At 56.7% G+C, this 25,181-nt stretch carries 20 protein-coding genes; 6 read left to right on the top strand and 14 right to left on the bottom strand.

What is annotated here, in order from left to right; genetic code table 11:
• Positions 1–504: 504 nt before the first annotated feature.
• On the bottom strand, positions 505–711 hold the full coding sequence (locus D8B20_RS01930; RefSeq protein WP_145886634.1) for a hypothetical protein: 207 nt from the start codon (positions 709–711) through the stop codon (positions 505–507).
• A 161-nt stretch (positions 712–872) separates the two neighbouring features.
• Entirely contained in the window at positions 873–3,227 is a 2,355-nt protein-coding gene (gene arcB, locus D8B20_RS01925) for an aerobic respiration two-component sensor histidine kinase ArcB (RefSeq protein WP_145886632.1), read from the bottom strand.
• Between the two features lie 885 nt (positions 3,228–4,112).
• Here arcB and D8B20_RS01915 point away from each other — a divergent pair.
• Positions 4,113–9,644 carry a glutamate synthase-related protein gene (locus tag D8B20_RS01915; RefSeq protein WP_145886630.1) on the top strand — a complete coding sequence of 1,844 codons (5,532 nt, stop codon included), beginning with the start codon at positions 4,113–4,115 and terminating at the stop codon, positions 9,642–9,644.
• Positions 9,645–9,697: 53 nt separating this feature from the next.
• The gene (locus D8B20_RS01910) at positions 9,698–11,452 is read left to right on the top strand and encodes a sulfite reductase subunit alpha (RefSeq protein ID WP_145886628.1); all 1,755 of its coding nucleotides are present in this window, start codon (positions 9,698–9,700) and stop codon (positions 11,450–11,452) included.
• Between the two features lie 129 nt (positions 11,453–11,581).
• Here D8B20_RS01910 and sspB read toward each other — a convergent pair whose 3' ends face one another.
• From sspB to zapE, 5 genes are all read right to left on the bottom strand, one after another.
• Positions 11,582–12,067 carry a ClpXP protease specificity-enhancing factor gene (gene sspB / locus D8B20_RS01905; RefSeq protein WP_145886626.1) on the bottom strand — a complete coding sequence of 162 codons (486 nt, stop codon included), beginning with the start codon at positions 12,065–12,067 and terminating at the stop codon, positions 11,582–11,584.
• A gap of 3 nt (positions 12,068–12,070) precedes the next feature.
• Positions 12,071–12,712 carry a stringent starvation protein SspA gene (sspA, locus tag D8B20_RS01900; protein WP_145886624.1) on the bottom strand — a complete coding sequence of 214 codons (642 nt, stop codon included), beginning with the start codon at positions 12,710–12,712 and terminating at the stop codon, positions 12,071–12,073.
• A gap of 329 nt (positions 12,713–13,041) precedes the next feature.
• Positions 13,042–13,434, bottom strand: a complete 393-nt coding sequence (rpsI, locus tag D8B20_RS01895) for a 30S ribosomal protein S9 (protein ID WP_145886622.1) — start codon at positions 13,432–13,434, stop codon at positions 13,042–13,044.
• Positions 13,435–13,449: 15 nt separating this feature from the next.
• Positions 13,450–13,878 (bottom strand): 50S ribosomal protein L13, encoded by a 429-nt coding sequence (rplM, locus tag D8B20_RS01890; protein WP_039327446.1) that lies wholly within the window; start codon positions 13,876–13,878, stop codon positions 13,450–13,452.
• A 225-nt stretch (positions 13,879–14,103) separates the two neighbouring features.
• Positions 14,104–15,231 (bottom strand): cell division protein ZapE, encoded by a 1,128-nt coding sequence (zapE, locus tag D8B20_RS01885; RefSeq protein ID WP_145886620.1) that lies wholly within the window; start codon positions 15,229–15,231, stop codon positions 14,104–14,106.
• A gap of 184 nt (positions 15,232–15,415) precedes the next feature.
• On the opposite strand from zapE, the gene zapG reads away from it, so the two are divergent.
• The 3 genes from zapG (at position 15,416) to degS (ending at position 18,463) form a co-directional block, all read left to right on the top strand.
• Positions 15,416–15,820 carry a Z-ring associated protein ZapG gene (gene zapG, locus D8B20_RS01880; RefSeq protein WP_145886618.1) on the top strand — a complete coding sequence of 135 codons (405 nt, stop codon included), beginning with the start codon at positions 15,416–15,418 and terminating at the stop codon, positions 15,818–15,820.
• Between the two features lie 106 nt (positions 15,821–15,926).
• A complete protein-coding gene (degQ, locus tag D8B20_RS01875; protein WP_145886616.1) occupies positions 15,927–17,297 on the top strand; it encodes a serine endoprotease DegQ in 1,371 nt (456 codons plus the stop codon).
• Between the two features lie 86 nt (positions 17,298–17,383).
• A complete protein-coding gene (gene degS / locus D8B20_RS01870; RefSeq protein ID WP_145886614.1) occupies positions 17,384–18,463 on the top strand; it encodes an outer membrane-stress sensor serine endopeptidase DegS in 1,080 nt (359 codons plus the stop codon).
• A 53-nt stretch (positions 18,464–18,516) separates the two neighbouring features.
• Here the strand turns inward: degS and epmA are convergent, their stop codons facing one another.
• From epmA to efp, 3 genes are all read right to left on the bottom strand, one after another.
• On the bottom strand, positions 18,517–19,494 hold the full coding sequence (epmA, locus tag D8B20_RS01865; protein WP_145886612.1) for an elongation factor P--(R)-beta-lysine ligase: 978 nt from the start codon (positions 19,492–19,494) through the stop codon (positions 18,517–18,519).
• Between the two features lie 159 nt (positions 19,495–19,653).
• Positions 19,654–19,788, bottom strand: a complete 135-nt coding sequence (locus tag D8B20_RS01860) for an entericidin A/B family lipoprotein (RefSeq protein WP_145886610.1) — start codon at positions 19,786–19,788, stop codon at positions 19,654–19,656.
• A 147-nt stretch (positions 19,789–19,935) separates the two neighbouring features.
• Positions 19,936–20,502 (bottom strand): elongation factor P, encoded by a 567-nt coding sequence (gene efp / locus D8B20_RS01855; protein ID WP_021507762.1) that lies wholly within the window; start codon positions 20,500–20,502, stop codon positions 19,936–19,938.
• 40 nt (positions 20,503–20,542) lie between these two features.
• On the opposite strand from efp, the gene epmB reads away from it, so the two are divergent.
• Positions 20,543–21,571: an EF-P beta-lysylation protein EpmB gene (gene epmB / locus D8B20_RS01850; protein WP_145886608.1), complete on the top strand. Its 1,029-nt coding sequence runs from the start codon at positions 20,543–20,545 to the stop codon at positions 21,569–21,571.
• Between the two features lie 153 nt (positions 21,572–21,724).
• Here epmB and D8B20_RS01845 read toward each other — a convergent pair whose 3' ends face one another.
• From D8B20_RS01845 to D8B20_RS01830, 4 genes are all read right to left on the bottom strand, one after another.
• The gene (locus D8B20_RS01845) at positions 21,725–22,072 is read right to left on the bottom strand and encodes a DUF4156 domain-containing protein (protein WP_145886606.1); all 348 of its coding nucleotides are present in this window, start codon (positions 22,070–22,072) and stop codon (positions 21,725–21,727) included.
• Between the two features lie 195 nt (positions 22,073–22,267).
• Entirely contained in the window at positions 22,268–23,923 is a 1,656-nt protein-coding gene (groL, locus tag D8B20_RS01840; protein ID WP_145886605.1) for a chaperonin GroEL, read from the bottom strand.
• A gap of 46 nt (positions 23,924–23,969) precedes the next feature.
• Positions 23,970–24,263, bottom strand: a complete 294-nt coding sequence (locus D8B20_RS01835) for a co-chaperone GroES (protein ID WP_145886603.1) — start codon at positions 24,261–24,263, stop codon at positions 23,970–23,972.
• Between the two features lie 237 nt (positions 24,264–24,500).
• The gene (locus tag D8B20_RS01830) at positions 24,501–24,953 is read right to left on the bottom strand and encodes an FxsA family protein (RefSeq protein ID WP_145886601.1); all 453 of its coding nucleotides are present in this window, start codon (positions 24,951–24,953) and stop codon (positions 24,501–24,503) included.
• Positions 24,954–25,181 lie beyond the last annotated feature (228 nt).

The raw sequence follows: 25,181 nt of genomic DNA, 5'->3' as shown, positions 1-25,181 counted from the left end.
ATCTCTTACCTGTTCCCTGTATTTATCAATCACTCTGGTCACGATTGCGCACAGGTGCAATTCAGTACGAAATTTTACCCGAAAAACGCAACGGCAGCCTGCCTGTCGCATTTCACCATCGGCGAGTGTTCCTTTAACAGAGCCAGTCACATCAATTACTTCCATGAAAAAGGAATCGGTTCCATGATGAAAAACTGTGCAGCAGGCTATGGCATCAATACTTTATCAATCGTGATAAGCCTCGCAATGAAAGTTTCACCACGCTTAACAATCATTTTGTCAGGCTGTTGATGAATTTCATCCTTTACCCGATCTTCTTCTGCAAACCCGGATGAATTCACAACAATCCGGTGTTTACACCGCCGCCCGTCTGGCCGGCGCATTCCGTCAGCCTGCGTTTACAATGCGCGGCGGGAAGCTAAACCGGAACTTTTCAATGCTGGTTTCCAAAACGTTTTGGATAAAAAGGACCATTACCCGGTTCAGACCAGTTATTTCAACGGTTTAAATAACTTTTTCACCCCTGATGCGCAGCAATACCTTTTCGCGCTGTACGGCAGCAGTGATTGCCGCTTCGCCTGCGTTAAAACCAGGCAAAAAGGCAATCTTTTGGTCAAAAAAAGTGCAATACGGCAAAGAAATTGATTCCTTGCTTGACTGTGTCAGCAAATTAATGTTTTCTGTATTTAAACGCTGCTCAACATCACACAATTTAATGAATCTTGTCACAAGCTGTGATGAATTTGCTAAGGTGTTTTCGAAGCGTTAACCAATACCACGCTGTTGCTTTTGTATACGACCTCAAATGATAGCAACAGCGCCCATTTCCCTGGTGTTGGCGCAGTATTCGCGCACCCCGGTTTCGACTGGGGTCATTTTTTTTCTGGCTTCCGTGATTTTTCCCGTTCAGCGACCCACGCACGTAACACATTCACATCCTGCTGCCACTCCTGCTTCAGTTCGTCGATCCACTCCTGCACGTTGTCCCACCATGCCGGCAGTTCCGGTGACTGAATCTGCTTCGCCAGTTTCTGCAGATGCAGCAAACCCACAGACCCCGCCGCGCCTTTAATTTTGTGGCCCTCTTCCGCAATGCCTTTCTGATCGCGCGCCATCATGTTTGAATCCAGTACCTCGAGGTAGCCCGGCATCATCTGTTCAAACATCGTCAGACTTTGTGTGATTAATCCCGGCCCCACCAGCTCGATATACTGCTCAAGCATGTCCACATCCAGCAGCGCGCGTGACGCATCGTCCGTGACGGCTGCGACAGGGGTTTCCGGCTCGTTCTGATAGTCCCAGAACTTTTTGATGGTCGCGGTCAGCGCCGGCACGGCCAGCGGTTTACTCAGTACATCGTCCATGCCGGCGTCGAGGTACTCTTTTTTGTCCTTCAGCACGTTGGCGGTCAGCGCCACCAGCGGCGGCAGCGTCACCCCCGCATGCTGCTGATGAATGGCGCGCGAGACATCCAGACCGGTCATGTCCGGCAGCTGAATATCCAGCAGCACCAGATCGAACTCCTGCGGGTCAAACATCGCCAGCGCGTCGTGGCCGGTCATCGCCACCTCTACGCTGCAGCCCAGCTTCTCCAGCACAGAGCGTGCCACAATGACGTTCAGCTCAATGTCTTCCACCAGCAGCACGTGCAGCGCCGGTAACGGCATGCTGTCATCCGGGCCTTCATCTTCCACTTCATCTGCCACGCGCGGCGCGTGAATCTCGACGGTAAAGCAGGAGCCCTGCCCCGGCGCGCTGCGCACGCTAATATCGCCGCCCATCGCCTGCGCCAGCCGGCGCGAAACGGCCAGCCCGATGCCGGTACCGGTGGCCGGCTTACCGCCGTGCTGATCTTTCACCTGATAGTACATAGCAAAGATCTTGTCCTGCTCCTCCTGCGGGATGCCCATGCCGGAATCCTGCACCTCGAAACGCAGGGTTTCATCCTCACGATAGGCGACGCGCACGGTAATCTCGCCCTCACGGGTAAATTTCACTGCGTTACCAATCAGGTTCCACAGAATCTGCCGCAGGCGCGTGCCGTCTGCGGTGATTTTATGCGGCAGCGGCAGCGCCGGTGCCATGACAAATTTCAGCCCTTTGGGTTGCGCCAGCAGGCCAGAGAGGTTTTCCAGATCGGCCAGGAAGCCGGTGAAATCCAGCGGCTGATTGTCCAGCTGCACTTTGCGGCGTTCGATCTTGTCCACTTCAATCACGTCATTAAAGATATTGCCCAGCGTGATGGCGGAGACGTGAATGGTTTTCAGGTATTTCAGCTGCTCCTGATTGAGGTCGGTATCCAGCAGAATGCGGCTCAGCCCCACGATGCCGTTAAGCGGCGTACGCAGCTCGTGGCTGATAGTCGAGATAAACGTGGTTTTCTCGCGGCTGGCGTTCTCCAGCGCGTCCTGATAGCGCTTGCGTTCGGTAATATCGCGGCCAAAGCCCATCAGGCCACTGCGCTTACCCACCCGGTCGTAATAGGGCACTTTACGGATTTCAAAACAGGCTTTGCGGCCATCCGGATACTGCAGCCACTGTTCATAGGTCAGCGAGACGTTGTGGCGGAACACCTTCTCGTCCGTTTCCAGCACCTTAGTCGCGGCCTCTTCGTCATAGATATCGCGCGGCGTCAGCCCAATCAGCTGCTTTTCGCTCATGCCGGTGAGCAGCTCCATGGCGCGGTTACAGCCTGAGAACTGCTTATCAATGTTGCGGTAGAAAACCAGATCGGGTGAGGCATCAAGGAAAGAGCGCAGAAAAGAGGATTGCTGCTCCAGCTCAATCTGCGCCTGCTCGCGGCGGGTCATCTCTTCGCGCAGCTTATCCATCACCTGTTCGCGCGCCTGCTCGGCTTTAATACGATCGCTGATCTCCTGATTAAGCTGCGTGATGGTCTCTTTCATCTGCTGATTCAGCTCCAGATCGCGCGTGCGCATCTCCTCCAGCTTATCTACCAGTCGTGAGAGACGCTGGCGCGACTCCTCCAGCTGATCGACCACCACCGACAGGAAATAGACCGCCCAGGGCGTAATCAGCAGGCCGAAGAAAACCGATCGGACGACATCAATACTCTCAACGTGGCCGCGCAGCACCATGGTGACGGCCATCTGCACAATCATGGCCAGCACTACCAGCGCCGAGGCCAGCAGCAGTGAAAAGCGCACCAGCCCCAGCTTGACCATCAGGTCAACGTAGTACTGCGCTAAAAGACGAATTTGTTTCATTACGGGCTCCCTGGACGAATCTGGCTCATGATAGCGTAATTATCCCGGCACTGCGCCGCCTCACCGCGCAAAGACGCGGGTTACGCCCCAGAATGGTGCAACACAGCGCGATATCGCCGACGTTCACTTCTTTATGCGCAAAGCGCTTGACTAATTCTGCCAGCTGAATAATCTGAAAGGCCGCACTTTTGCGGTACCTGCCGGTGCCTGCACTGTCCGTCCGCCCTTCTGCAGCCATCGCCTGTCGCTGGTTGCGCCAGCTTATTGCATATCCATTCATAACTATTGACTTTCTAATCAACGCTAAGCCGATTAATTTTACTAATGATGAGGCCGTTTTAATTCAAATCGGGCGCCATAAGAAAAACAGATACATGCTGCGTACGATCTGCCCTCCGCAGAGTTTTATGCTGTCACCCCCTGCTTATACAGCATTGTTCTGGCCTCAATTGCCATCAGCACAGTGAGACGGCTCACACTTCACCGCGCCATCGACACGGCCAGATTGACAAAAATTTACGTAATAAGTTTATAAATATCATAGTCTTGCTTGCAAAAAGGCATCATTAACCCTGATAAAGATGGCTATTTGACCTGAGTTCGCTTTCCCGATAAGTTGGAATTCCGCTGGATGCTTTCCGGTCGGGACTGTGTCTCGGCATATCTATGCAGCAAGAAGACTCCCTCTGGATGCAAGTTATCTCCCGTCAGAGACCGGATTTTATGCGCAGCTCACCAGGAACGTGAAAACCGTACCCCGGGTGCATGCGCAGGGTTACGCCGTCCGCGATAAAACGCGTGAAAACAAACCGATACCGCACGCAGCAATTGCTCTGTGCCTGAAATAATGCAGGTAATGTCAAAAGCAGTTTAAGGAGACCCTCAATGTCCACTCAACAACCTAATCCCTGGGGTTTGTACGATCCATCAGCAGGAAGCGACAGCTGTGGTGTGGGTTTTATTACCCGTAAGGACGGCGAGCAGACCCATGAGATCCTGCAGATGGCGCATAGCGCACTGTGCACCGTTCCGCATCGCGGCGGGATGTCCGCAGAAGGCGTCGGCGACGGCGCGGGCGTAAACGTTGACCTTTCTCTGCGCTTTTTCCGTAAACTGACCGGCCAGCCGCTGGAAGCCGGCCGCTTTGGCGTGGGCAACTTCTTTGTGCCAAAAGACGCTGCGCTGCGTGCCAATGCTGAACGTCTGGTCGAAGAGACGCTGGCGGCGTATAACTTCCCGGTTCTGCTGAAGCGTGATATGCCGCTGGACAGCAGCGTGACCCGCCCGGCGGCGCAGCAGTTCCAGCTGCCAATTGTGCAGTGGATATTTGCCGCCCCGCAGGCAATCAGCGAGCAGAATGAGTTTGAGCGCCATATCTATCGCGCTCTGCTGGATATCGAAGCGCGCGCCTTCACGGAAAGTGAATTTGGCGGCCTCTATCCGCTGTCGCTGTCGTCGCGCACCCAGGTGTTTAAAGCGCGTCTGAACTCCAATGAAGTGATCCCCTATTTCAAAGACCTGACCGATGCCGATCATCAGGTCCGCGGGCTGTTCTTCCATACCCGCTTCTCCACCAATACCGATCCGCATACCACCATGGCCCAGCCGTTCCGCCTGATGGCGCATAACGGCGAGCTGAATACCGATCGTAAAAACCGCATCGCAGAAGCGGCGCTGATGCTGGCGCGCGGCAAAAAAATTGTGCGTCCGAAAGGCCAGTCTGACAGCTCCCGTCTCGATCAGAGTATCCACAGCCGCCTGATGGAGGATAACCTCGATCTGATCAACGCCGTGGTCTCAATGATGCCGCCGGCCTGGGAAAATGATACCTCGCTCTCTGAACCGGTACGCGCCATGCTGGAGTACTTCTCACTGTATGAAGAGAAAAACGACGGCCCGGCTGCGTTGATCTTTGGTAACGGTGAAGTGATTGGTGCCCGTCTCGACCGCCTGGGTCTGCGTCCGTTGCGCTCTGTGGAGACCGCAGAGTATATCGGGGCGATGTCGGAAGCCGGCCAGATCGCCTTCCCGCCAGAGAGCGTTCTGCGTCGCGGCCGTATCGAAGCGGGCGGCATGCTCTATTACGATCACCGTGAAAAACGCGCTTACACCACGGTGGAAGCGCTGGAAAAACTGGCCGCGGAAAAAGATTACCGGTCGTTGCTGAAAGCGGCGCGCGTTGAGCTGCATGAACTGCCGGAAATCCCGGCCGAGCAGCTGGGTTCACCGCTGCGTTATCGTGGCGATCTCAAAACCTACCAGCGCTTTGTGGCTTACTACTACAACCAGGAAAGCTTCAAATTCATGATGGACCCGATGCTGCAAACCGGCGCAGAGAAAATCTCCGCGATGGGTTACGGCAACGCCATCAACGGGCTGTCCGACCACGAAGGCGGTATGGCGCACTACTTCTCACAGCGCTTTGCCCAGGTCACTAACCCGCCGCTGGATTCAATCCGCGAAGCGGATGGCATGACGCTGCGCGTGGCGCTGGGGGCAAAACCGCACCTGGGCCGCAGCAAAGGCCAGCAGATTATCGTGCCCAGCCCGATCCTGACGCACCTCGACATGCTGCGCCTGCGTGAGCAAAACGTCGCGCCCTACGCGCGTTTCGATATGCTGTATGAGCCGGTAACCGGCAAAGACATCATCAGCCGCGCGGCTAACGCTGCCGCGCTGGAGAACGCGATCGACGCGCTGGCACAGCAGGTGGTGGATTTCGCCCGTCAGCAGGGCGGCATTGCGGTGATTACCGATCGCCACATCTCCTCGACGCACGCCGCGATTCCGATGCTGCTGGTGGTCTCTGCCATCAACCAGCGTCTGGTTCAGGAAGGCCTGCGCCTCGACGTCTCGCTGGTGGTGGAGAGCGGCCAGAGTATCTCTTCACACCACATTGCGGCCACGCTGGGCTTCGGCGCTTCAGCGGTTTATCCGCTTGGCGTACAGATGCGTGCGGAAGAGAAATATGGCGAAGGTGAAGAGGGTAACAAAGCCTTTAAACGCTATGCCAAAGCGGCAGAAAAAGCGCTGATGAAAACCATGGGCAAAGTTGGCCTGTGTACGGTTGAAAGCTACAGCTGCGGGGAGTTCTTCGAGCCTAACTTCCTGGATACCGAAGATCCGGTGCTGAAGAAATATTTCCCTAACATCAGAACGCCGGTCGGGGGTGCAGGCTTCCCGGCGATTGCGCAGATGGCCGTCGACTGGCATCAGAGCGCCCTGAAAATCCAGGGTGAAGCGGAAGTGCCGCTGCTTGGCCTGTTCAAAGAGCGTGCCGAAGGCGCCGGCCACTCCTATGGCACCATCGCGGTGCGTACCTTTATTGATATGACGGAACAGCCGATCCGCTTTGCCGACAAAGCGCGCGAAGAGGACAACTTCATCCGTCTGATGACGCTGGCGCGGCTGGATAACGCGTTCAGCATCAAAGCGGACGCGTTTAAAGACAGCAGCTTCGAGCGCATTCCGAATGACGTCATCGACAATTTTGCCATTACGCCGGATTACCGTCAGTTCTCCAGCCTGATGCACGCGGAGCGTAAGCGTCGTCCGGCCGCGCTGCGCGATATCCTCGCCCTGCCCTGCGACCTGACGCACGTGGACAGTGAAGCGGAGTTTGGCCGCAAGCTTGGCCGTTATTCGCTGATCAACAACGGGTTTGCCATCCGCGGCCTGGCCTGCGAAGCGGTTAACGGCAGTCAGAATCAATTCGCGCTGCGGCTGGTTGACGCCATTGAGGGGCTGAAGCCAGAGAGCGAGCGCCTGGCGGCGCTGGCGCGCGCGCTGAAAACCCGCTTCAGCGACGAAATTGAAAGCAGCAACGTGGCCGATGGCGCGCTGCAGATTACCGCTTACGGCAGTGCGGCAGAGTATCTGTCGAAGATCTTCACCGCCCTGCCTTCGCTGCCGCTGGACGCGATCCAGCCGGCGCACGAAATCACCCGCACCTTTGCTTCAGGCGCGATGAGCCATGGCGCGCTGGTCGCCCCGGCGCATGAGGCGGTGGCGCACGGCACCAATATGGTCGGCGGCATGAGCAACTGTGGTGAAGGTGGCGAGCACTATTCGCGTCACGGCACCCTGCGCGCATCGCGCATCAAGCAGCTGGCTTCCGGTCGTTTCGGCGTGTGGGCCGCTTACCTGGCGGACCCGATGCTGGAAGAGCTGGAGATCAAAATTGGCCAGGGCGCGAAGCCGGGCGAAGGCGGACAGCTGCCGGCTGCGAAAGTCACGGTCGAGATCGCTGCCGCCCGTGGCGGTACGCCGGGTGTGGAGCTGGTATCACCGCCGCCTCATCACGATACCTACTCCATCGAAGACCTTGCGCAGCTGATTCACGACTGTAAAGCCGCGCGCGTGCGCGTGATTGTGAAGCTGGTCTCCTCGGAAGGCATCGGCACCATCGCCGTCGGCGTGGCAAAAGCCGGCGCAGACGTGATCAACGTGGCCGGCAACACCGGCGGCACCGGTGCCGCCTCAGTCACCAGCCTGAAGTACACCGGCCGCGTGGCAGAGATTGGTATCGCTGAAGTTCATCAGGCGCTGTGTGCTAACGGCCTGCGTGACAAAGTGCAGTTGCGCTGCTCCGGCGCGCAGCAGACCGGCAGCGACGTGATCAAATCTGCCCTGCTCGGTGGTGACAGCTTCGAATTCGGCACCACTGCCCTGATGATGCTGAAGTGCGTCATGGCAAAGAACTGTAACGTGAAATGCCCGGCCGGGCTGACCACCAACGCCGAAGCCTTTGATGGCGATCCCCGTCAGCTGGCGCAGTATTTCATTAACGTGGCGCAGGAAGTGCGTGAGTTCCTCGCGCGCCTTGGTCTGCGTTCACTGCGTGAAGCGCGCGGTCGTTCTGACCTGCTGCACCTGATGGATCACCCGCTGGAAGTGGGCAAACTGGATCTGCGCGCCATGCTCACGGTTGTGCCGGAGCAGAAAATTGCGCACCCGGTTTATCTGGAGAAAGACTTCGGGCTGGATGACAGCTGGGTAGCGACGCTGAAAACCGCGCTGGTGGATCAGGCGGCTGACGCTGTGGTGCTGGGCAACGGTATCACGCTGAATAACCGCAACAAGAGCGTGGGCGGCCAGCTGGCTATCGATATTGAGCGCATGCTTAATCATGAACTCTCTCCGGCGCAGCGCGCGGCGATGCCTGCGGTGCTGAAAGACGATCGCGGCCGTCACTATCTGGCACCGCGCAGCGTACAGATTGAGACCTGCGGATCAGCCGGCCAGTCGTTTGGCGCATTCTGTAACGATGGTATGCAGATGAAACACCAGGGCACCTGCAACGACGGCGTGGGTAAAGGCCAGTGCGGCGGTGAGCTGGTGGTGATGTCGCCAGGCGGCGGCGCGCAGGACAGCGACGGTAACGTGCTGATCGGTAACTTTGCGCTGTTTGGTGCCACCGGTGGCCGTCTGTTTGTACAGGGCCAGGCGGGCGACCGTTTTGCGGTACGTAACTCCGGCGCTACCGCGGTAGTGGAAGGCGTGGGTGATTTCTGCTGCGAATACATGACGAACGGTGCCATTCTCAACTTAGGCACCTTCGGTAAGGGCTTCGGCAACGGCATGAGCGGCGGCTTCGCCTACCAGTACGACCCGTACCGTACGCTGGCCGCGCACGCCGCAGGCGATTCGGTGCTGTTTGGTTCGATTGCTGACAACGACGAAATGGCGCAGGTGCATAAGCAGGCCGTACTGACCATGCTGAACTGGCATCTGGAAGCCACAGGCTCGCCGCGTGCGGCCTGGCTGCTGGAAAACTGGGAAACAGAGTGCCAGCACTTCGTTTATGTGATGCCGCGCTCGCTGCTGCTCTATCAGGACAGCAGCGAAATTCTCAAGGCAAAATCGCGGAAAGACCTGCTGGAAGAGCTGTCAACTTCCCTGGCTGCGCATCAGGTCGCGAAGTTCAAAGCTGCCTGGCGTGCAGGCAAAACCATCGCCGACGGTGCGGTGCCAGCTTACGGCGCGACCGACACTCAGGAGATGTTTGTTCTGCTGAATAACTACACCGTGCTCAGCTTTGCGCAGCAGCTGGCGCTGGGCAAACTGCCGAAAGGCACGGCGGTAGAGGATGCGGCGGTGGAAAAAGCCGTACGCAACCTGCTGATGACCGAGGATTTCGCCCTGATCAGCAAGCTGCAGCGTCATGCGCGTGCTGCGATTGAGAGCTACAGCGACGATGAACTGGCCAGCCTGATCGCGGCGAAACGCATGTCCGATTACAAAGCGGCGCTGACGCAGCGCAATATCCGCTCCATGGATAGCCTGGCAACCTATGGCTGGATCATCTATCAGGATGCCTGTAACCGTGAGGTGCTGGGTCATCTGCCTGATTTTGAAGAGCTGTTTGCGCGTGCCGCACTGCCAGAGATCGCGGCTGCGGTCGGGAAACTCTCCTGACCGCTGTACCACTGAAGACAATGACGACGAAACGGGTTTGAGCACTGATAGCCATGAAGATTCCTTACATTCCTGAAGATGCGCCGTTTAACGGCGAACAGAAATACTGGCTGGCGGGTTTTCTCGCCGGTCTCCACTCGCGTCTGTTGGTATTAGAAGATAAGCAGACGGCACCTGCCGCCGGTGCCGGCGCGAATACGCAACTGCATATTCTGTTCGGTTCGCAGACCGGCAATGCCGAAGCGCTGGCGCAGAGCGCCGCCAAAGCAGCCCGGGCCAAAGGTCTGGTTCCGGTGGTGCAGGCGCTCGGCGAAGTGGACATTGACGTTTTTGCCACCATGCGTCACGTGCTGATTGTGACCTCCACCTATGGCGAAGGCGAAATGCCGGACAACGCACAGCTGTTCTGGCAGGCGCTGTCAGCCAGTACGGCGCCGCGTCTGGAGCAGATGCATTTTGCGGTGCTGGCGATTGGTGACACCGGCTATGATGGCTTCTGCCAGGCCGGAAAATTCTTTGATATGCGCCTTGAGCAGCTGGGTGCGAAACGCGTGTTTGATCGTATTGACTGCGATATCGATTACGAAGAGCCGTCCGGCGAGTGGATTGGCAATGCCATGCCGCAGTTTGCCGCCAGTGCAGGCAGCAGCGGCACCGCGCTGGAAAGCGCGCCGGAAGCGCCGGTGATCCCGGGCAGCAATAAGCAGAACCCGTACGCGGCAGCGCTGGTGACCAACCGTCGTCTCTCTGGCGAGCAGTCAGCCAAGGATATCCGTCACTTTGAATTTGACCTGAGCGACAGCGGCCTGAAATACGAAGCCGGCGATGCGCTGGGGGTGATTCCGATCAACGACGCGGAGCTGGTGAGCCTGCTGTTGAGCGAGCTGAAGGCCGATTACGAAACGCCGGTGCCGGGTTTCGATCGCAATCTCGGCGACCTGCTGACCTATCAGTTTGAAATCTCAGAGCCGTCACGCAAGCTGATTGAATGGGTGGGTCAGAACACCACTAATCAGGAGCTGCTGCACGTATTGCAGCACGATGACAAAGACACGCTGGCAAACTGGCTGTGGGGCAAGGATACGCTGGATCTGCTGCAGCTCGACCTGAAACGCACCCTGTCGGTGCCGGAACTGGTCGCCATGCTGCGTCCGCTGCAGCATCGTGCCTATTCCATCTCGTCCAGCTCCAAAGCGCATCCGAATCAGGTGCATCTGACCATTGCCTCCGTACGCTATCACAGCGGGGGACGTGAACGTAAAGGCGTGTGTTCAAGCTATCTGGCCGAGCGCGTACGCCGCGGTGAAAAGCCGGCGATTTTCATTTCGCCCAACAAAGCGTTCCGCGTGCCGCAGAATAACAGCGCACCGTTGATCATGGTTGGCCCGGGCACCGGCATCGCCCCGTTCCGTGCTTTCCTGCAGGAGCGTCAGGCCATCGGTGCCGACGGCAAAAACTGGCTGTTCTTCGGCGATCAGCATCAGGAGCACGACTATATTTATGCCGATGAGCTGGCTGGCTGGCAACAGAGCGGGCTGCTGACACACCTTGATCTGGCTTTCTCACGCGATCAGGAAGAGAAGATTTACGTGCAGAACCGCATGCTGGAAAAAGGCGCAGAGCTGTATGCCTGGCTGCAGGAAGGGGCTTACTTCTATGTCTGTGGTGATGCTTCACGTATGGCGAAGGATGTGGATGCGGCGCTGTATGAAGTGGTGCGCCAGTTCGGCGGCCTCTCCAGCGAGCGTGCTGCTGCCTATATCGACCAGCTGAAGAAAGATAAGCGTTACCTGCGCGACGTCTATTAAGACCGGTAAAAAAAGGAAGCGCAAAGCTTCCTTTTTACCCGCTGGCCGGGCAGCAGAGAATGTTTGCTGCCGGCGACAGCCGATACACATAAAAAAACGGGCCATTACGGCCCGTTTTTGTTGCACGGATTACTTCACCACGCGCAGCGACGGACGCCCGCCGCGCGGTGGCGGTTCATCGTCCGGCGAATGATCGTCATCCGTGGCATCGTCCGGGCGGTCACCGTCAATCACTGACATCACCGTCTCTTCCTGGCCATTTTCCTGCTCTTCCATTGCCTGCTCATAAGCAGGCTCCGGTTCGAACATGGTACCGGCACCGTTTTCGCGGGCGTAAATAGCCAGCACAGCGGCCATCGGCACCGTAACCTGGCGCGGTACGCCGCCAAAGCGCGCGTTGAAGCGCACCTGGTCGTTGGCCAGGTCAAGATTACCCACCGCACGCGGCGCAATATTCAGGACAATCTGTCCGTCGCGCGCGTATTCCAGCGGCACCTGTACGCCCGGCAGGTTGATATCAACCACCAGATGCGGCGTCAGCTGGTTATCAAGCAGCCAGTCATAGAACGCGCGCAGCAGATACGGACGACGTGCCGTGAGTTGCGACATTTCCATAGATTAGCCTCGGGCTTGCAGGCGCATTTCACGTTCTGCTTCGGTCAGGGAAGCCAGGAATGAGTCGCGCTCAAACACGCGCGTCATATAGCCTTTCAGCTCTTTGGAACCGGCACCCGCCAGATCCACGCCCAGCTGCGGCAGACGCCACAGCAGCGGAGCCAGGTAGCAATCCACCAGGCTAAACTCTTCGCTCATAAAGAACGGCGTACGCGAGAACAGCGGTGCGATGGCCAGCAGCTCTTCACGCAGCTGTTTGCGCGCCGCATCGGCTTCTGCACCGCTGCTGGTTTCAATGGTACGCATCAGGCTGTACCAGTCCTGCTCAATACGGTGCATCATCAGGCGGCTTTCACCGCGCGCAACCGGATAGACCGGCATCAGCGGCGGGTGCGGGAAGCGTTCATCAAGGTATTCCATGATGATACGGGATTCATACAGCGTCAGTTCACGGTCGACCAGCGTGGGCACAGTGCGATACGGGTTGAGGTCAATCAGATCCTGCGGCAGATTATCCATTTCAACCTGCTCGATCTCCACGCTGACGCCCTTCTCCGCCAGCACGATACGTACCTGATGGCTGAAAATGTCAGTCGGACCAGAAAACAGCGTCATTACCGAACGTTTGTTGGCAGCGACAGCCATGAAAACCTCCAAGTTTGTTCACAAAAAAATACTGCGAATAGCCAACCACACGGCGACTCACCTGCTCATCGGACTCGCACACTGCCGGGCATCGCTCGCTGCGTCCGGTCTTCCCGACCAAAACAGCAGGCACAACGCGACGGCTCGCGGGCGCAAAGTGTCAGTGAGTTTACCAGATTTTAAGCAGCTTGTGGGGCAGGGATGCGTATTTGCAGGCAAAATGCGGGGGAAAGCGCGCGTTTTGCGGACAGCGCAGCGCGCTGCAGACAATAAAAAACCCGCCGGAGCGGGTTTTTTGAGCCAATTGTGCCTGCCGAAGCAGTGAACAATTAACGCTTGGAGAACTGTGGACGACGACGTGCTTTACGCAGACCGACTTTCTTACGTTCAACCTGACGCGCATCACGGGTAACGAAGCCCGCTTTACGCAGTTCAGAACGCAGAGACTCGTCGTATTCCATCAGAGCGCGGGTGATACCGTGACGGATCGCACCAGCCTGACCAGAAATACCACCACCTTTAACGGTGATGTACAGGTCCAGTTTACCAACCAGATCAACCAGTTCCAGCGGCTGACGCACGACCATGCGTGCAGTCTCGCGACCGAAGTACTGCTCCAGAGAGCGCTGGTTAATTACGATGTTACCGCTACCCGGCTTGATGAAGACGCGAGCGGCAGAGCTTTTGCGGCGACCAGTGCCGTAGTTTTGAGTTTCAGCCATTGCCTATAATCCCGATTAAATGTCAAGAACTTGCGGTTGCTGCGCCGCGTGGTTGTGCTCGTTACCTGCGTAAACTTTCAGTTTACGGTACATAGCACGACCCAGTGGGCCTTTTGGCAGCATGCCTTTCACCGCGATTTCAATCACACGCTCAGGACGGCGTTCGATCATCTCTGCAAAGGTCGCTTGCTTGATACCACCGATGTGGCCAGTGTGGTGATAGTAAATCTTGTCGGTACGCTTGTTGCCGGTTACAGCAACTTTGTCAGCGTTCAGAACGATGATGTAATCACCGGTATCAACGTGCGGAGTGTATTCCGCTTTGTGCTTACCACGCAGACGGCGTGCCAGTTCAGTCGCCAGGCGACCCAGGGTTTTGCCAGTTGCGTCAACAACATACCAGTCACGCTGTACGGTTTCTGGTTTAGCTGTAAAAGTTTTCATTGAAAAGCTTACCCAAATAAAAGTTACACGTTGGTGAAATCCCAAACGCTAAGTTAACGATTGAGGCTCACACGACCATTTCGCCCAGCAAGCCCACCCCCTCAGGTAGAATTACCGGATCACACAGGTTTCCGGGAAAAGAAAATCCTGTGCCGTAACGTGGGGTCGCAAGATTATAGAGAAGTCGAACCTAAAGATCGAACCTTTTTACAGCAAATTTGCCGCTTACGGCAGATGCGGCAGGCGCAGATACTCTTCGCTCTGCATTTCCTGTAAACGCGACAGACAGCGCTGATATTCAAACTTCAGGCGCGTGCCCTGATAGATTTCAAACAGCGAGGTTTCCGCTGCCACTACCAGCTTGACGTGGCGCTCGTAAAATTCATCCACCAGCGCCAGAAAACGGCGCGCCTGGTCTTCCGTTTTGTAAATCATCACCGGGACGTCATACAGCAGCACGCTGTGAAAACGGCGCGACAGCGCAATGTAGTCATGCTGGCTGCGCCCTTCGCCACACAGCGTCAGGAAGTCAATGGCCAGCACGCCCTCATGTACGCCCAGCGTCGGCATCTGCCGATGGTTAATCTCCAGCACCGGAGCGGCGTCACGCGCCTTGCCGGAGAGCGCACGGAACATGCGCTCCATCTCTGCATGGGTCGCATCGCTGAGGGGATAGTTCCACAGATGCGCGGAAGTCAGCGTACGCAGACGGTAATCAATCCCGGCATCGACATTCATCACCTCACAGTGACGTTTAATCTGTTCAATAGCCGGCAGGAAACGGGCGCGCTGCAGGCCGTTGCGATACAGTTCATCTGGCGGAATGTTCGACGTCGCCACCAGCGTGATGCCGCGGGCAAACAGCGCCTCCATCAGCGTGCCCAGCAGCATGGCGTCGGTAATGTCAGACACAAAAAATTCGTCAAAACACAGAATATCGGTTTCGGCTTTAAAGCGGTCTGCGACAATCTGCAACGGGTCACTCTGCCCCTGCAGCTGCGTCAGCTCTTCGTGCACGCGCAGCATGAAGCGGTGAAAATGCAGACGCAGTTTGCGCTCGCCAGGAATAGACTGAAAAAACAGATCCATCACCCAGGTTTTTCCACGCCCGACGCCGCCCCACATGTAGAGTCCGCGCACCGGCGCTTCATGGCTGCTTTTCTCTTTATTCATCAGCTTCGACAGGCGACCGAACAGCCCTTTTGCGGCTGGTTCCGGGGCAGACTGCCGGGCGATTAATCCTTGCTGGATGCGATCTAAACGGGTTATCGCTTCACGTTGTACATCGTCCGGACGAAACTCGCCCTGCGACAGCGCCTGCTCATAGCGCGCAAGCGGAGATGAGGTTTGCATGGTTCTTCCAGAATCCCTGAATAAGTCCGATTCACATGTCGGTTGTCGAAAATTAGGCCGCTCTACACTAAGCGATACCGCCTGACAGTTCCACTTCCAATAGATTAACGGGTATAGTGGCTACTATTGAAGTTGAAACAGAAGCAATGCCCTACGAAGCAACGGAAATTACACGGGAGTTATTATGACCTGGGAATACGGGCTGATTGGTTTAGTGATTGGCATTATTGTCGGCGCAGTCGCCATGCGTTTTGGCAACAAAAAACTGCGTGAACAGCGCAGCATGCAGTACGAGCTGGAAAAATCGAAAGCTGAGCTGGCAGATTACCGCGAAGAGCTCACCAACCACTTTGCACGCAGTGCAGAACTGCTGGATAACATGGCGCATGATTACCGCCAGCTGTACCAGCACATGGCTAAAGGCTCTAACGACCTGCTGCCAAATCTGCCTGGCGAGAAAAACCCGTTTGCGTATCAGCTGACGGAAGCCGAAGCCGATAACGATCAGGCGCCGGTGCAAATCCCCCGCGACTACTCCGAAGGCGCATCCGGCCTGCTGCGCGGTGGTGAACGCCCGACCCGCAACTAATCCTTTTGGGGCACAGCATCGCTGTGCCCTTTTTGTTTCCGAACACTTATTACAAATTACTGTCACACTTCTTTTATTCCCTATTCGCAGCGAGAGCGTTTTGACCATGAAAAAACCAGTACACCTGTTTAGCGCATTAGCCTTGAGCATCGGGATGAGCCTGGCGGCCGCCCCTGCTGCGATGGCCACCCTGCCGGCACAAATCCAGGGCCAGCCGCTGCCGAGCCTGGCGCCGATGCTGGAAAAGGTGCTGCCGGCAGTGGTCAGCGTCCATGTGGAAGGCACCGACAGCGGCCAGCAGGCGCAGGATATTCCGGAGCCGCTGAAGCGCTTTTTCGGCCAGGCACCGGGCCAGTCACAGCCGCAGCCCTTTGAAGGTCTGGGTTCCGGCGTCATCATTGACGCCGCCAAAGGCTATATCCTGACCAACAACCATGTGGTGAACGGCGCCGACAAAATCAGCGTCCAGCTGAGCGATGGCAACGAATATGATGCGAAGCTGATCGGCCACGACGAGCAGACCGATATCGCGCTGATTCAGGTAGAAGGGGCGAAGAACCTCACGCAGGTCAAAATTGCCGATTCCGATGCCCTGAAAGTGGGTGACTTCGCGGTGGCGATCGGCAACCCGTTTGGCCTCGGCCAGACGGCGACCTCCGGTATCATCTCGGCGCTGGGACGCAGCGGGCTTAATCTGGAAGGGCTGGAAAACTTTATCCAGACCGACGCCGCCATTAACCGCGGCAACTCCGGCGGTGCGCTGGTGAACCTCAACGGCGAGCTGATCGGCATTAACACGGCGATTCTCGCCTCCAGCGGCGGCAACATCGGCATCGGCTTTGCCATTCCGAGCAATATGGCAATGAACCTGGCGCAACAGCTGATTCAGTCGGGTGAAGTGAAGCGCGGCCAGCTTGGCATCAAAGGCACCGAAATGACCGCCGACATCGCCAAAGCGTTTAACGTCGATGCTCAGCGCGGTGCGTTTGTCTCAGAGGTGCTGCCGAAATCCGCTGCGGAGAAAGCGGGCATCAAAGCCGGCGACATCATCACCGCCATTAACGACAAACCGATTACCAGTTTTGCCGAGCTGCGGGTAAAAGTCGGCACCACGCCGCCAGGCGAGCAGGTGAAGATTGGTCTGCTGCGTGAAGGCAAGCCGGTGACGGTCACAGTGACGCTGGAACAGAGCGCCCAGTCCACCGCCAGCGCACAGCTGATGTCACCGGCGCTACAGGGTGCAACGCTGAGCGACGGCGCGACGAAGAGCGGCGACAAAGGCGTGAAAGTCGATAGCATCGAAAAAGGCACGCCTGCTGAGCAGGTTGGCCTGCAGAAAGAGGATGTGATTGTTGGCGTTAACCGCACCCGCATCCAGAGCCTGGCCGAAATGCGCAAGGTGCTGGAAGGCAAACCGCCGGTACTGGCACTGAACGTGGTACGCGGCGACGAAAGCATTTATCTGCTTCTGCGATAATCCTCGCAACCGGCGGACAAGCAGGTGTTTGTCCGCCTTTCTCGTGCTATTCTGCCCTGCGATCTCACCTGGCTTGAAATAACACCATGTTTCTTAAACTTTTGCGTGCAGTGGTGATGGGCCTGATCGTGGCAGGTTTACTGCTTGTCGCGATCCCTGCGCTGCGTATGGGCAGCAACGTCACCTTCGATCATGACAGCAGCGCTGATGAAGCCCCGTTCAGTTTTAATCAGGGGGTGCGCCGTGCCGTGCCGGCGGTGGTCAATGTGTACAACCGCAGCGCACATGGCAACAACAACCGCGGCATCACTACGCTGGGCTCCGGCGTGATCATGAACGTAAAAGGCTACATTCTGACCAACAAGCACGTGATCAATAATGCCGATCAGATCATTGTTGCGCTGCAGGATGGACGCTTTTTTGAAGCCACGCTGGTGGGTTCCGATGCCATGACCGACTTAGCCGTGCTGAAAATCAATGCGGCCAATCTGCCGGTCATTCCCATCAATCCAAAGCGCGTGGCGCATATTGGCGATGTGGTGATGGCAATTGGCAATCCGTATAACCTTGGCCAGACCGTCACGCAGGGCATCATCAGCGCCACCGGCCGCATCGGCCTCAGCTCTTCCGGCCGGCAGAACTTCCTGCAAACCGATGCCTCTATCAATCAGGGCAACTCCGGCGGTGCGCTGATTAACTCGCTGGGCGAACTGATGGGCATCAACACCCTGACCTTCGATAAAAGCAATGACGGTGAAACACCGGAGGGCATCGGCTTCGCGATTCCTACAGCGCTGGCGAGTAAAATCATGGATAAGCTGATCCGCGATGGCCGGGTGATTCGCGGCTATATCGGTATTACCGGACGTGAGCTGCCGCCGCTGCATGGTCAGGGCAGTAATCTTGATCGCGTGCAGGGCATTATTGTCAGCGACGTGGCGCCCGGTGGCCCGGCCGATCGCGCCGGGATTCAGGCCAATGACGTGCTGCTGCAGGTCAACGGGAAGCCAGCGCTGTCGGCGCAGGAAACCATGGATCAGGTCGCAGAGATTCGTCCGGGATCGGTGATTGATGTGCAGGTTTTGCGCAATGAGCAGAAACTCACCCTGCCGGTAACCATTCAGGAATTCCCCGAAGCCGCCAGCGCCTCATCGCCGCAGGGCTAATCAGCCACCACCCGCCTGAACACCTCGCTGGCGTTCAGGCAGGTGGTCTGCTGTCAGCTGCGATCCACCGGGAAGGCGATCACCTCACTCAGCGCGTCCGCTTTAAGCGCCAGCATAATCAGGCGATCCACGCCCAGCGCGACCCCGGAACAGGCCGGCATGCCGTGCGCCAGCGCGTCCAGCAGATAGGTATCGATGGGATGCTGCGGCAGCCCGCGTGCTGCGCGGCGGCGGTTATCCTGCTCGAAACGCTGACGCTGCTCGCGGCTGTCGGTCAGCTCGCGGAAACCGTTCGCCAGTTCCACCCCTTTGTAGTAAACCTCGAAGCGCTCCGCCACGCGGTGATCTTCGGTACTGATCTCCGCCAGTGCCGCCTGGCTGGCCGGGAAGTGATAGACGAAGCATGGTTTATCGATGCCAATTTTCGGTTCCACGCCCAGCATAAACAGCAGCTGCAGCAGCGTATCCCGATCCTCTTCACGATTGGCCAGTTCGCCTTCGCCCAGCTTAACCGCCGCGTCGCGCAGCTGCGCTTTATCCGCTGACAGCGGGTCCAGCTCCAGATGGCGGATAAACGCCTGCTGGTAAGAGAGGGATTCCGCGCTGTCGCACTCCAGCACCTGCTGCAGCAGATCATCCACTTCATTCATCAGACGGTACATATCGTAGTGCGGACGATACCACTCAAGCATGGTGAATTCGGGATTGTGATGGCGTCCGGCTTCTTCATTACGGAAGCAGCGGCCCATCTGGTAAATCGGGCCACTGCCCGCCGCCAGCAGGCGCTTCATATGGTATTCCGGACTGGTCATCAGCCAGAGATCGCGCCCTTCTGACGCCCCCGGCCCGACAAACCGGGTCTGAAACGGCACCAGATGGATATCAGTAATCGTGGCCTGGCTCATCGCCGGGGTATCCACTTCAAGAACGCCGCGATCGGCAAAGAAACGACGAATCTCCGCAAGGATCGCGGCACGTTTCAACAAATTGGCAATGGGTGCGCTCGGCTGCCAGCTTGCCGTTTCGCTCATGGTGATGACTCCTTATACAGATAAGGGGTGGAAGTCTACCCGTATTGGCGACGGCAAACAACGGCACGGCACGCGCGGCAGCGGTGACAGCAGCAGGCGGGAAAGCAGAATGACGAAAGGAAAAAGCCGGTACGAAAGCGCGTTTCGTACCGGTTTGAGTTACTGCGCGCTGCGCTGAATTGCCTTGCCGCCCGCCTGCACATCTTCGCCTACACCACGCGTGGTGTTACAGGCAGAAAGCAGCGAGGAAAGCACCAGTACCGAGAAGATTGCGACAATACTTTTCTTTAACATAGCCATATCCTTGTTGGTTGCAGTAAAAGTACAACCTTTAAAGCATAGTCTTAATCCATCATGCTGCGGAGGCGGGTGCTAAAAAAGAGACGGCGGGCAAAAAGCAGAGAGAAAAAAGGCGCATCACTGATGCGCCTGATGTGGCAATTATTTTACGCGGGAAACGTATTCGCCAGAGCGGGTATCTACTTTAACCACTTCACCAATCTGGACGAAAAGTGGCACTTTGATGACCGCGCCGGTAGACAGCGTAGCTGGCTTACCGCCGGTACCGGCAGTATCACCTTTCAGGCCAGGATCGGTTTCGGTGATTTCTGCTTCGATGAAGTTCGGTGGCTGTACAGCGATAGGTTTATCGTTCCACAGGGTTACGATACACTCCGCGTTGTCCTGCAGCCACTTGGTCACGTCATCCAGCACCTTCGCTTCAACCTGATACTGTTCGAAAGTCTCAGGGTGCATGAAGTAGAAGAAGTCGCCGTCGTTGTAAGAGTACTGCAGCGTCATATCACGGACGTCTGCGCCTTCGGCAGAGTCAGTGGATTTGAAGGTTTTTTCAACGCGTGAGCCGGTCAGCAGACGACGCATTTTGACACGTGCAAACGCCTGGCCTTTACCCGGTTTAACGAATTCACTGGATTCGATGGCGTACGGTTCGCCTTCGAACATGATTTTAAGACCGGCACGAAAATCGTTGCTAAGATAAGTCGCCATAAAGGCCCTCTGTAGATATTAACTGGTAATAGCCAAAAAAATGGCACACATTGTAACCCTAAATTCCCCCGTCAGAGAAGATTGGTTGCAGCAACTTGCTGATGTTGTCACCGATCCCACTGAATTACTGCAACTTTTAGCCCTCGAAAATCATGCCGGATTAGCGGCAGGCCATGACGCACGCCGCCTTTTCGCGCTGCGCGTACCGCGCGCCTTTATCCAGCGCATGCAGCCAGGGAACGCGCAGGATCCGCTGCTGCTACAAGTATTAACCAGCCAGCAGGAGTTTGTGGACGCGCCGGGTTACAGCACCGATCCGCTGGATGAGCAGAGCAGCGTGGTGCCGGGCTTACTGCACAAGTACCGGAATCGCGCGCTGCTGCTGGTTAAAGGCGGCTGCGCGGTCAACTGCCGCTACTGCTTCCGCCGCCACTTTCCCTATCAGGATAACCCCGGCAACAAGCGAAGCTGGCAGGTAGCGCTGGATTACATCGCCGCCCATCCGGAGCTGGATGAGATCATCCTCTCCGGCGGCGATCCGCTGATGGCGAAAGATCACGAGCTGGCATGGCTGGTGGACGCGCTGGCAACGATTCCGCATCTGAAGCGCCTGCGGATCCACAGCCGCCTGCCGGTGGTGATTCCGGCCCGTATCACCAATGAACTGTGCCGGCTGCTGGCAGAGACGCGCCTGCAGGTGCTGCTGGTCACGCATATTAACCACGCGCAGGAAATTGATGACGCGCTGCGGTTACGCATGCAGCAGCTGAAGCACGCTGGCGTCACGCTGCTGAACCAGAGTGTGCTGCTGCGTGGCGTGAACGACAACGCGCAGACGCTGGCCGAACTCAGCAATGCGCTGTTTGACGCCGGTATCCTGCCCTACTATCTGCATGTGCTGGATAAGGTGCAGGGTGCGGCGCATTTCTATGTAGCAGATGACGAAGCGCGCGCGCTGGTGCGCCAGCTGCTGACCCAGGTGTCAGGCTATATGGTGCCTAAGCTGGCGCGTGAGATTGGTGGTGAGCCTAGCAAGACGCCGCTGGATTTGCAGCTTCGCCAGGCATAAGCCCGCCTCCTGCGCTGCGGTTGCTGCCGGCCGCACGGTATGTTCTATCCGTTTCCGGGCGGCCTGCCGCGGGCGTGTGCTTTACAGCGCTGAGCCTGTGGCGCGCCCGTAAAAAAAGCCGCATCGGCGGCTTTTTTTATTGCTGCTGTGCCGTTACGGACACTTATAAACCTGACCTGACATTTTGCTGTCCAGCGGGGCAAAGGCAGAGAGCAGATTTTGTGTTGGACTGGTGGCGCCGTAAATTACATTACCGCCCATTTCCGCCGCGCGGTTGCGCAGGTCGTTGGCTGCGCCGCGCAGTGAACTGCCTTCACCGCCAGAACCGCTCAGCCAGTTGCTCTGCGAACCGGTCACGTTACCCAGCAGCTGGCACTGACTGCCTGGCTGTTGATCAACAAAGGTGACACGTTCGCCAGCCGCACTGAGCTGGTTGGAAGAGCTACAGCCCGCCAGCAGCAAAACGCCAACCGCCAGTCCGGGCAAGAGGTTAATCCGCATTATAATCCCCATTTATTATCATCAGTATCGGGCAGCAGCGTAGCAGCAAAACGCACATTTTTTCTGAACATTCATTGCCCTGAGCCCGCAAAGCCGAAGTATTGCGCCCTTACTTATACCCTGTTCGCCGCCAAAAGAAAAACCCCCGACCGTTTCCGATCGGGGGTTTATCAGCGAACGTTGCGTTCAGGGCAATTACATCATGCCGCCCATACCGCCCATGCCGCCCATGCCGCCTGCGCCAGCACCTAAATCAGGCGCGTCGCCTTTTGGCAGGTCAGTCACCATCGCTTCGGTGGTGATCATCAGGCCCGCAACAGAAGAGGCGTACTGCAGCGCAGAACGGGTCACTTTGGTTGGGTCCAGGATACCGAAGTCGATCATGTTGCCATACTCTTCAGTCTGCGCGTTGTAACCGTAGTTACCGTCGCCGCCTTTCACGTTGTTAGCCACAACGGATGGCTCTTCACCGGCGTTAGAGACGATCTGACGCAGTGGTGCTTCCATTGCGCGCAGCGCAACTTTGATACCGACGTTCTGGTCTTCGTTCTGACCTTGCAGGCCGGATGCAGCAATTTTCGCTGCCACGCGCACCAGCGCCACGCCACCACCTGCAACCACGCCTTCTTCTACCGCCGCACGGGTCGCGTGCAGGGCATCTTCAACGCGGGCTTTCTTCTCTTTCATTTCAACTTCAGTTGCTGCGCCAACTTTCAGTACGGCTACGCCGCCTGCCAGTTTCGCGACACGCTCCTGCAGTTTTTCTTTGTCGTAATCAGAAGTCGCTTCTTCGATCTGCTGACGAATCTGCGTCACGCGGCCAGAGATAGCGCCTTCGTCGCCCACGCCATCGATGATGGTGGTGGTGTCTTTGTTGATAACCACGCGTTTTGCCTGGCCCAGGTCTTCCAGCGTCGCTTTTTCCAGCTCCATACCGATCTCTTCAGAGATAACGGTACCGCCGGTCAGGATGGCGATATCCTGCAGCATCGCTTTACGACGGTCGCCGAAGCCTGGCGCTTTCACAGCAGCCACTTTCACGATGCCACGCATGGTGTTCACCACCAGCGTTGCCAGCGCTTCACCTTCCACGTCTTCTGCGATGATCAGCAGTGGTTTGCCGGCTTTCGCCACGGCTTCCAGCACTGGCAGCATTTCGCGGATGTTAGAGATCTTTTTGTCAGCCAGCAGAATGAACGGGCTTTCCAGCTCAACAGCACCGGTTTCCGGCTTGTTGATGAAGTACGGAGACAGGTAGCCACGGTCGAACTGCATACCTTCAACCACGTCCAGCTCGTCCTGCAGACCGGTGCCTTCTTCAACGGTGATCACGCCTTCTTTGCCCACTTTGTCCATTGCCTGGGCAATCAGGGTACCGACGCTCTCATCGGAGTTAGCAGAAATAGTACCGACCTGAGCAATCGCACGGGAATCCTGGCAAGGTACAGACAGGGTTTTCAGCTCTTCAACAGCGGCCGCAACGGCTTTGTCGATACCGCGCTTCAGATCCATCGGGTTCATGCCCGCCGCAACGGCTTTCAGGCCTTCGTTCACGATAGCCTGCGCCAGAACGGTTGCGGTGGTGGTGCCGTCGCCTGCTGCGTCGTTCGCTTTAGAGGCCACTTCTTTCACCATCTGCGCACCCATGTTTTCGAACTTGTCTTCCAGCTCGATTTCACGTGCCACAGACACACCATCTTTAGTGATGGTCGGTGCACCAAAAGATTTATCCAGAACCACGTTACGGCCTTTCGGGCCCAGGGTAACTTTTACTGCATCTGCCAGTACGTTCACGCCACGCAGCATTTTTACGCGTGCGTCATTACCGAATTTTACGTCTTTAGCTGCCATTTCAAATATCCCTTAAATTCGTTTCGTTCAGTGAATTACGCGTAAATTACGCTTCAACAATCGCCAGAATGTCGCTTTCAGAGATGATCAGAACTTCTTCGTTGTCGATTTTCTCCGTCTTGGCACCGTAGCCTTCGTTGAAAATCACCAGATCACCCACTTTCACGTCCAGCGGTTTCACGTCGCCGTTTTCCAGGATGCGGCCATGGCCCACAGCCAGCACTTCACCGCGGGTTGATTTGCCTGCTGCCGAGCCGGTCAGAACGATACCGCCAGCAGATTTGGCTTCAACTTCTTTACGCTTGACGATAACGCGATCGTGCAACGGACGAATTTTCATTTGATAGCTCTCCTTTGAGAAGTCCAATCATTCAGTTTTTGGGTTGAACGCCGGGCTGCAGGGCTTCCGGCCTCGTGGTGGAAGAGATAGGGGCAGAAAAAAGGCTTTCAAGGGTAAAAAAATAAAAAATTTTCATTTCTGCAACGACTGGCGAAAAAGTCAGCGCAGCACCCGCCGGGAAAAAGAGGAGAAAAAGAAAAAGCCAGAGGCGCGCTGCGCAGCTCTGGCTGGTGGGGATTAGCGATCTTTATCGTGACCAATGCGGTCCTGATCTTTACGTTCAAACTCGCCATCCATGGTATAGCCGCTGTCCGGCCCCTGGCCCGGGCCGCGCCAGACGCGCAGGTGCGGCATCAGCTTTAGCGTCAGGTGCTTCTGCACCGGCGGCAGCAGCAGCAGCAGGCCAAGGAAGTCAGTAAAGAAGCCGGGCAGCAGCAGCAGAAAGCCGGCGATGATCAGCGACACGCTTTTGATCATCTCTGCCGCCGGGCTTTCGTTACGCGCCAGCTTCTCCTGCATCAGCATAAAGTTTTTCATTCCCTGGTTTTTCACCAGCGATACGCCAATGCAGGAGGTGAAAATCACCAGCAGCATGGTCAGCAGCACGCCCAGCGCATGCGCCACCTGAATGAAAATTGAGATCTCAATCCAGGCGAGAATAAAAAAAATCACAAACGGTAACCAGCGCACCGATATCTCCTGTGTGTTGGGCCGCCCCGCAGCCTGCGCAGCGGCAAAAATCGTCAGGTCAACAGGGACCGTAATGAATGAGATGGTCATCAGGCGAGGTAAATTCAACCTGCAACGCTAAATTTTTCCGGCTGACTTAAAAATGCGAAGCACATCACATATCGTTATTAGCGCAGGGTCAGCAAATGCCCGTAAAGTGATCTGTGCACAAACAATTTTGTAACAACA

The organism is Candidatus Pantoea soli (assembly GCF_007833795.1).
Classification (GTDB): Bacteria; Pseudomonadota; Gammaproteobacteria; order Enterobacterales; family Enterobacteriaceae; genus Pantoea; species Pantoea soli.
The sequence above is the reverse complement of the archived record's forward strand: the minus strand, read 5'-3'. Positions and strand labels throughout refer to the sequence as shown.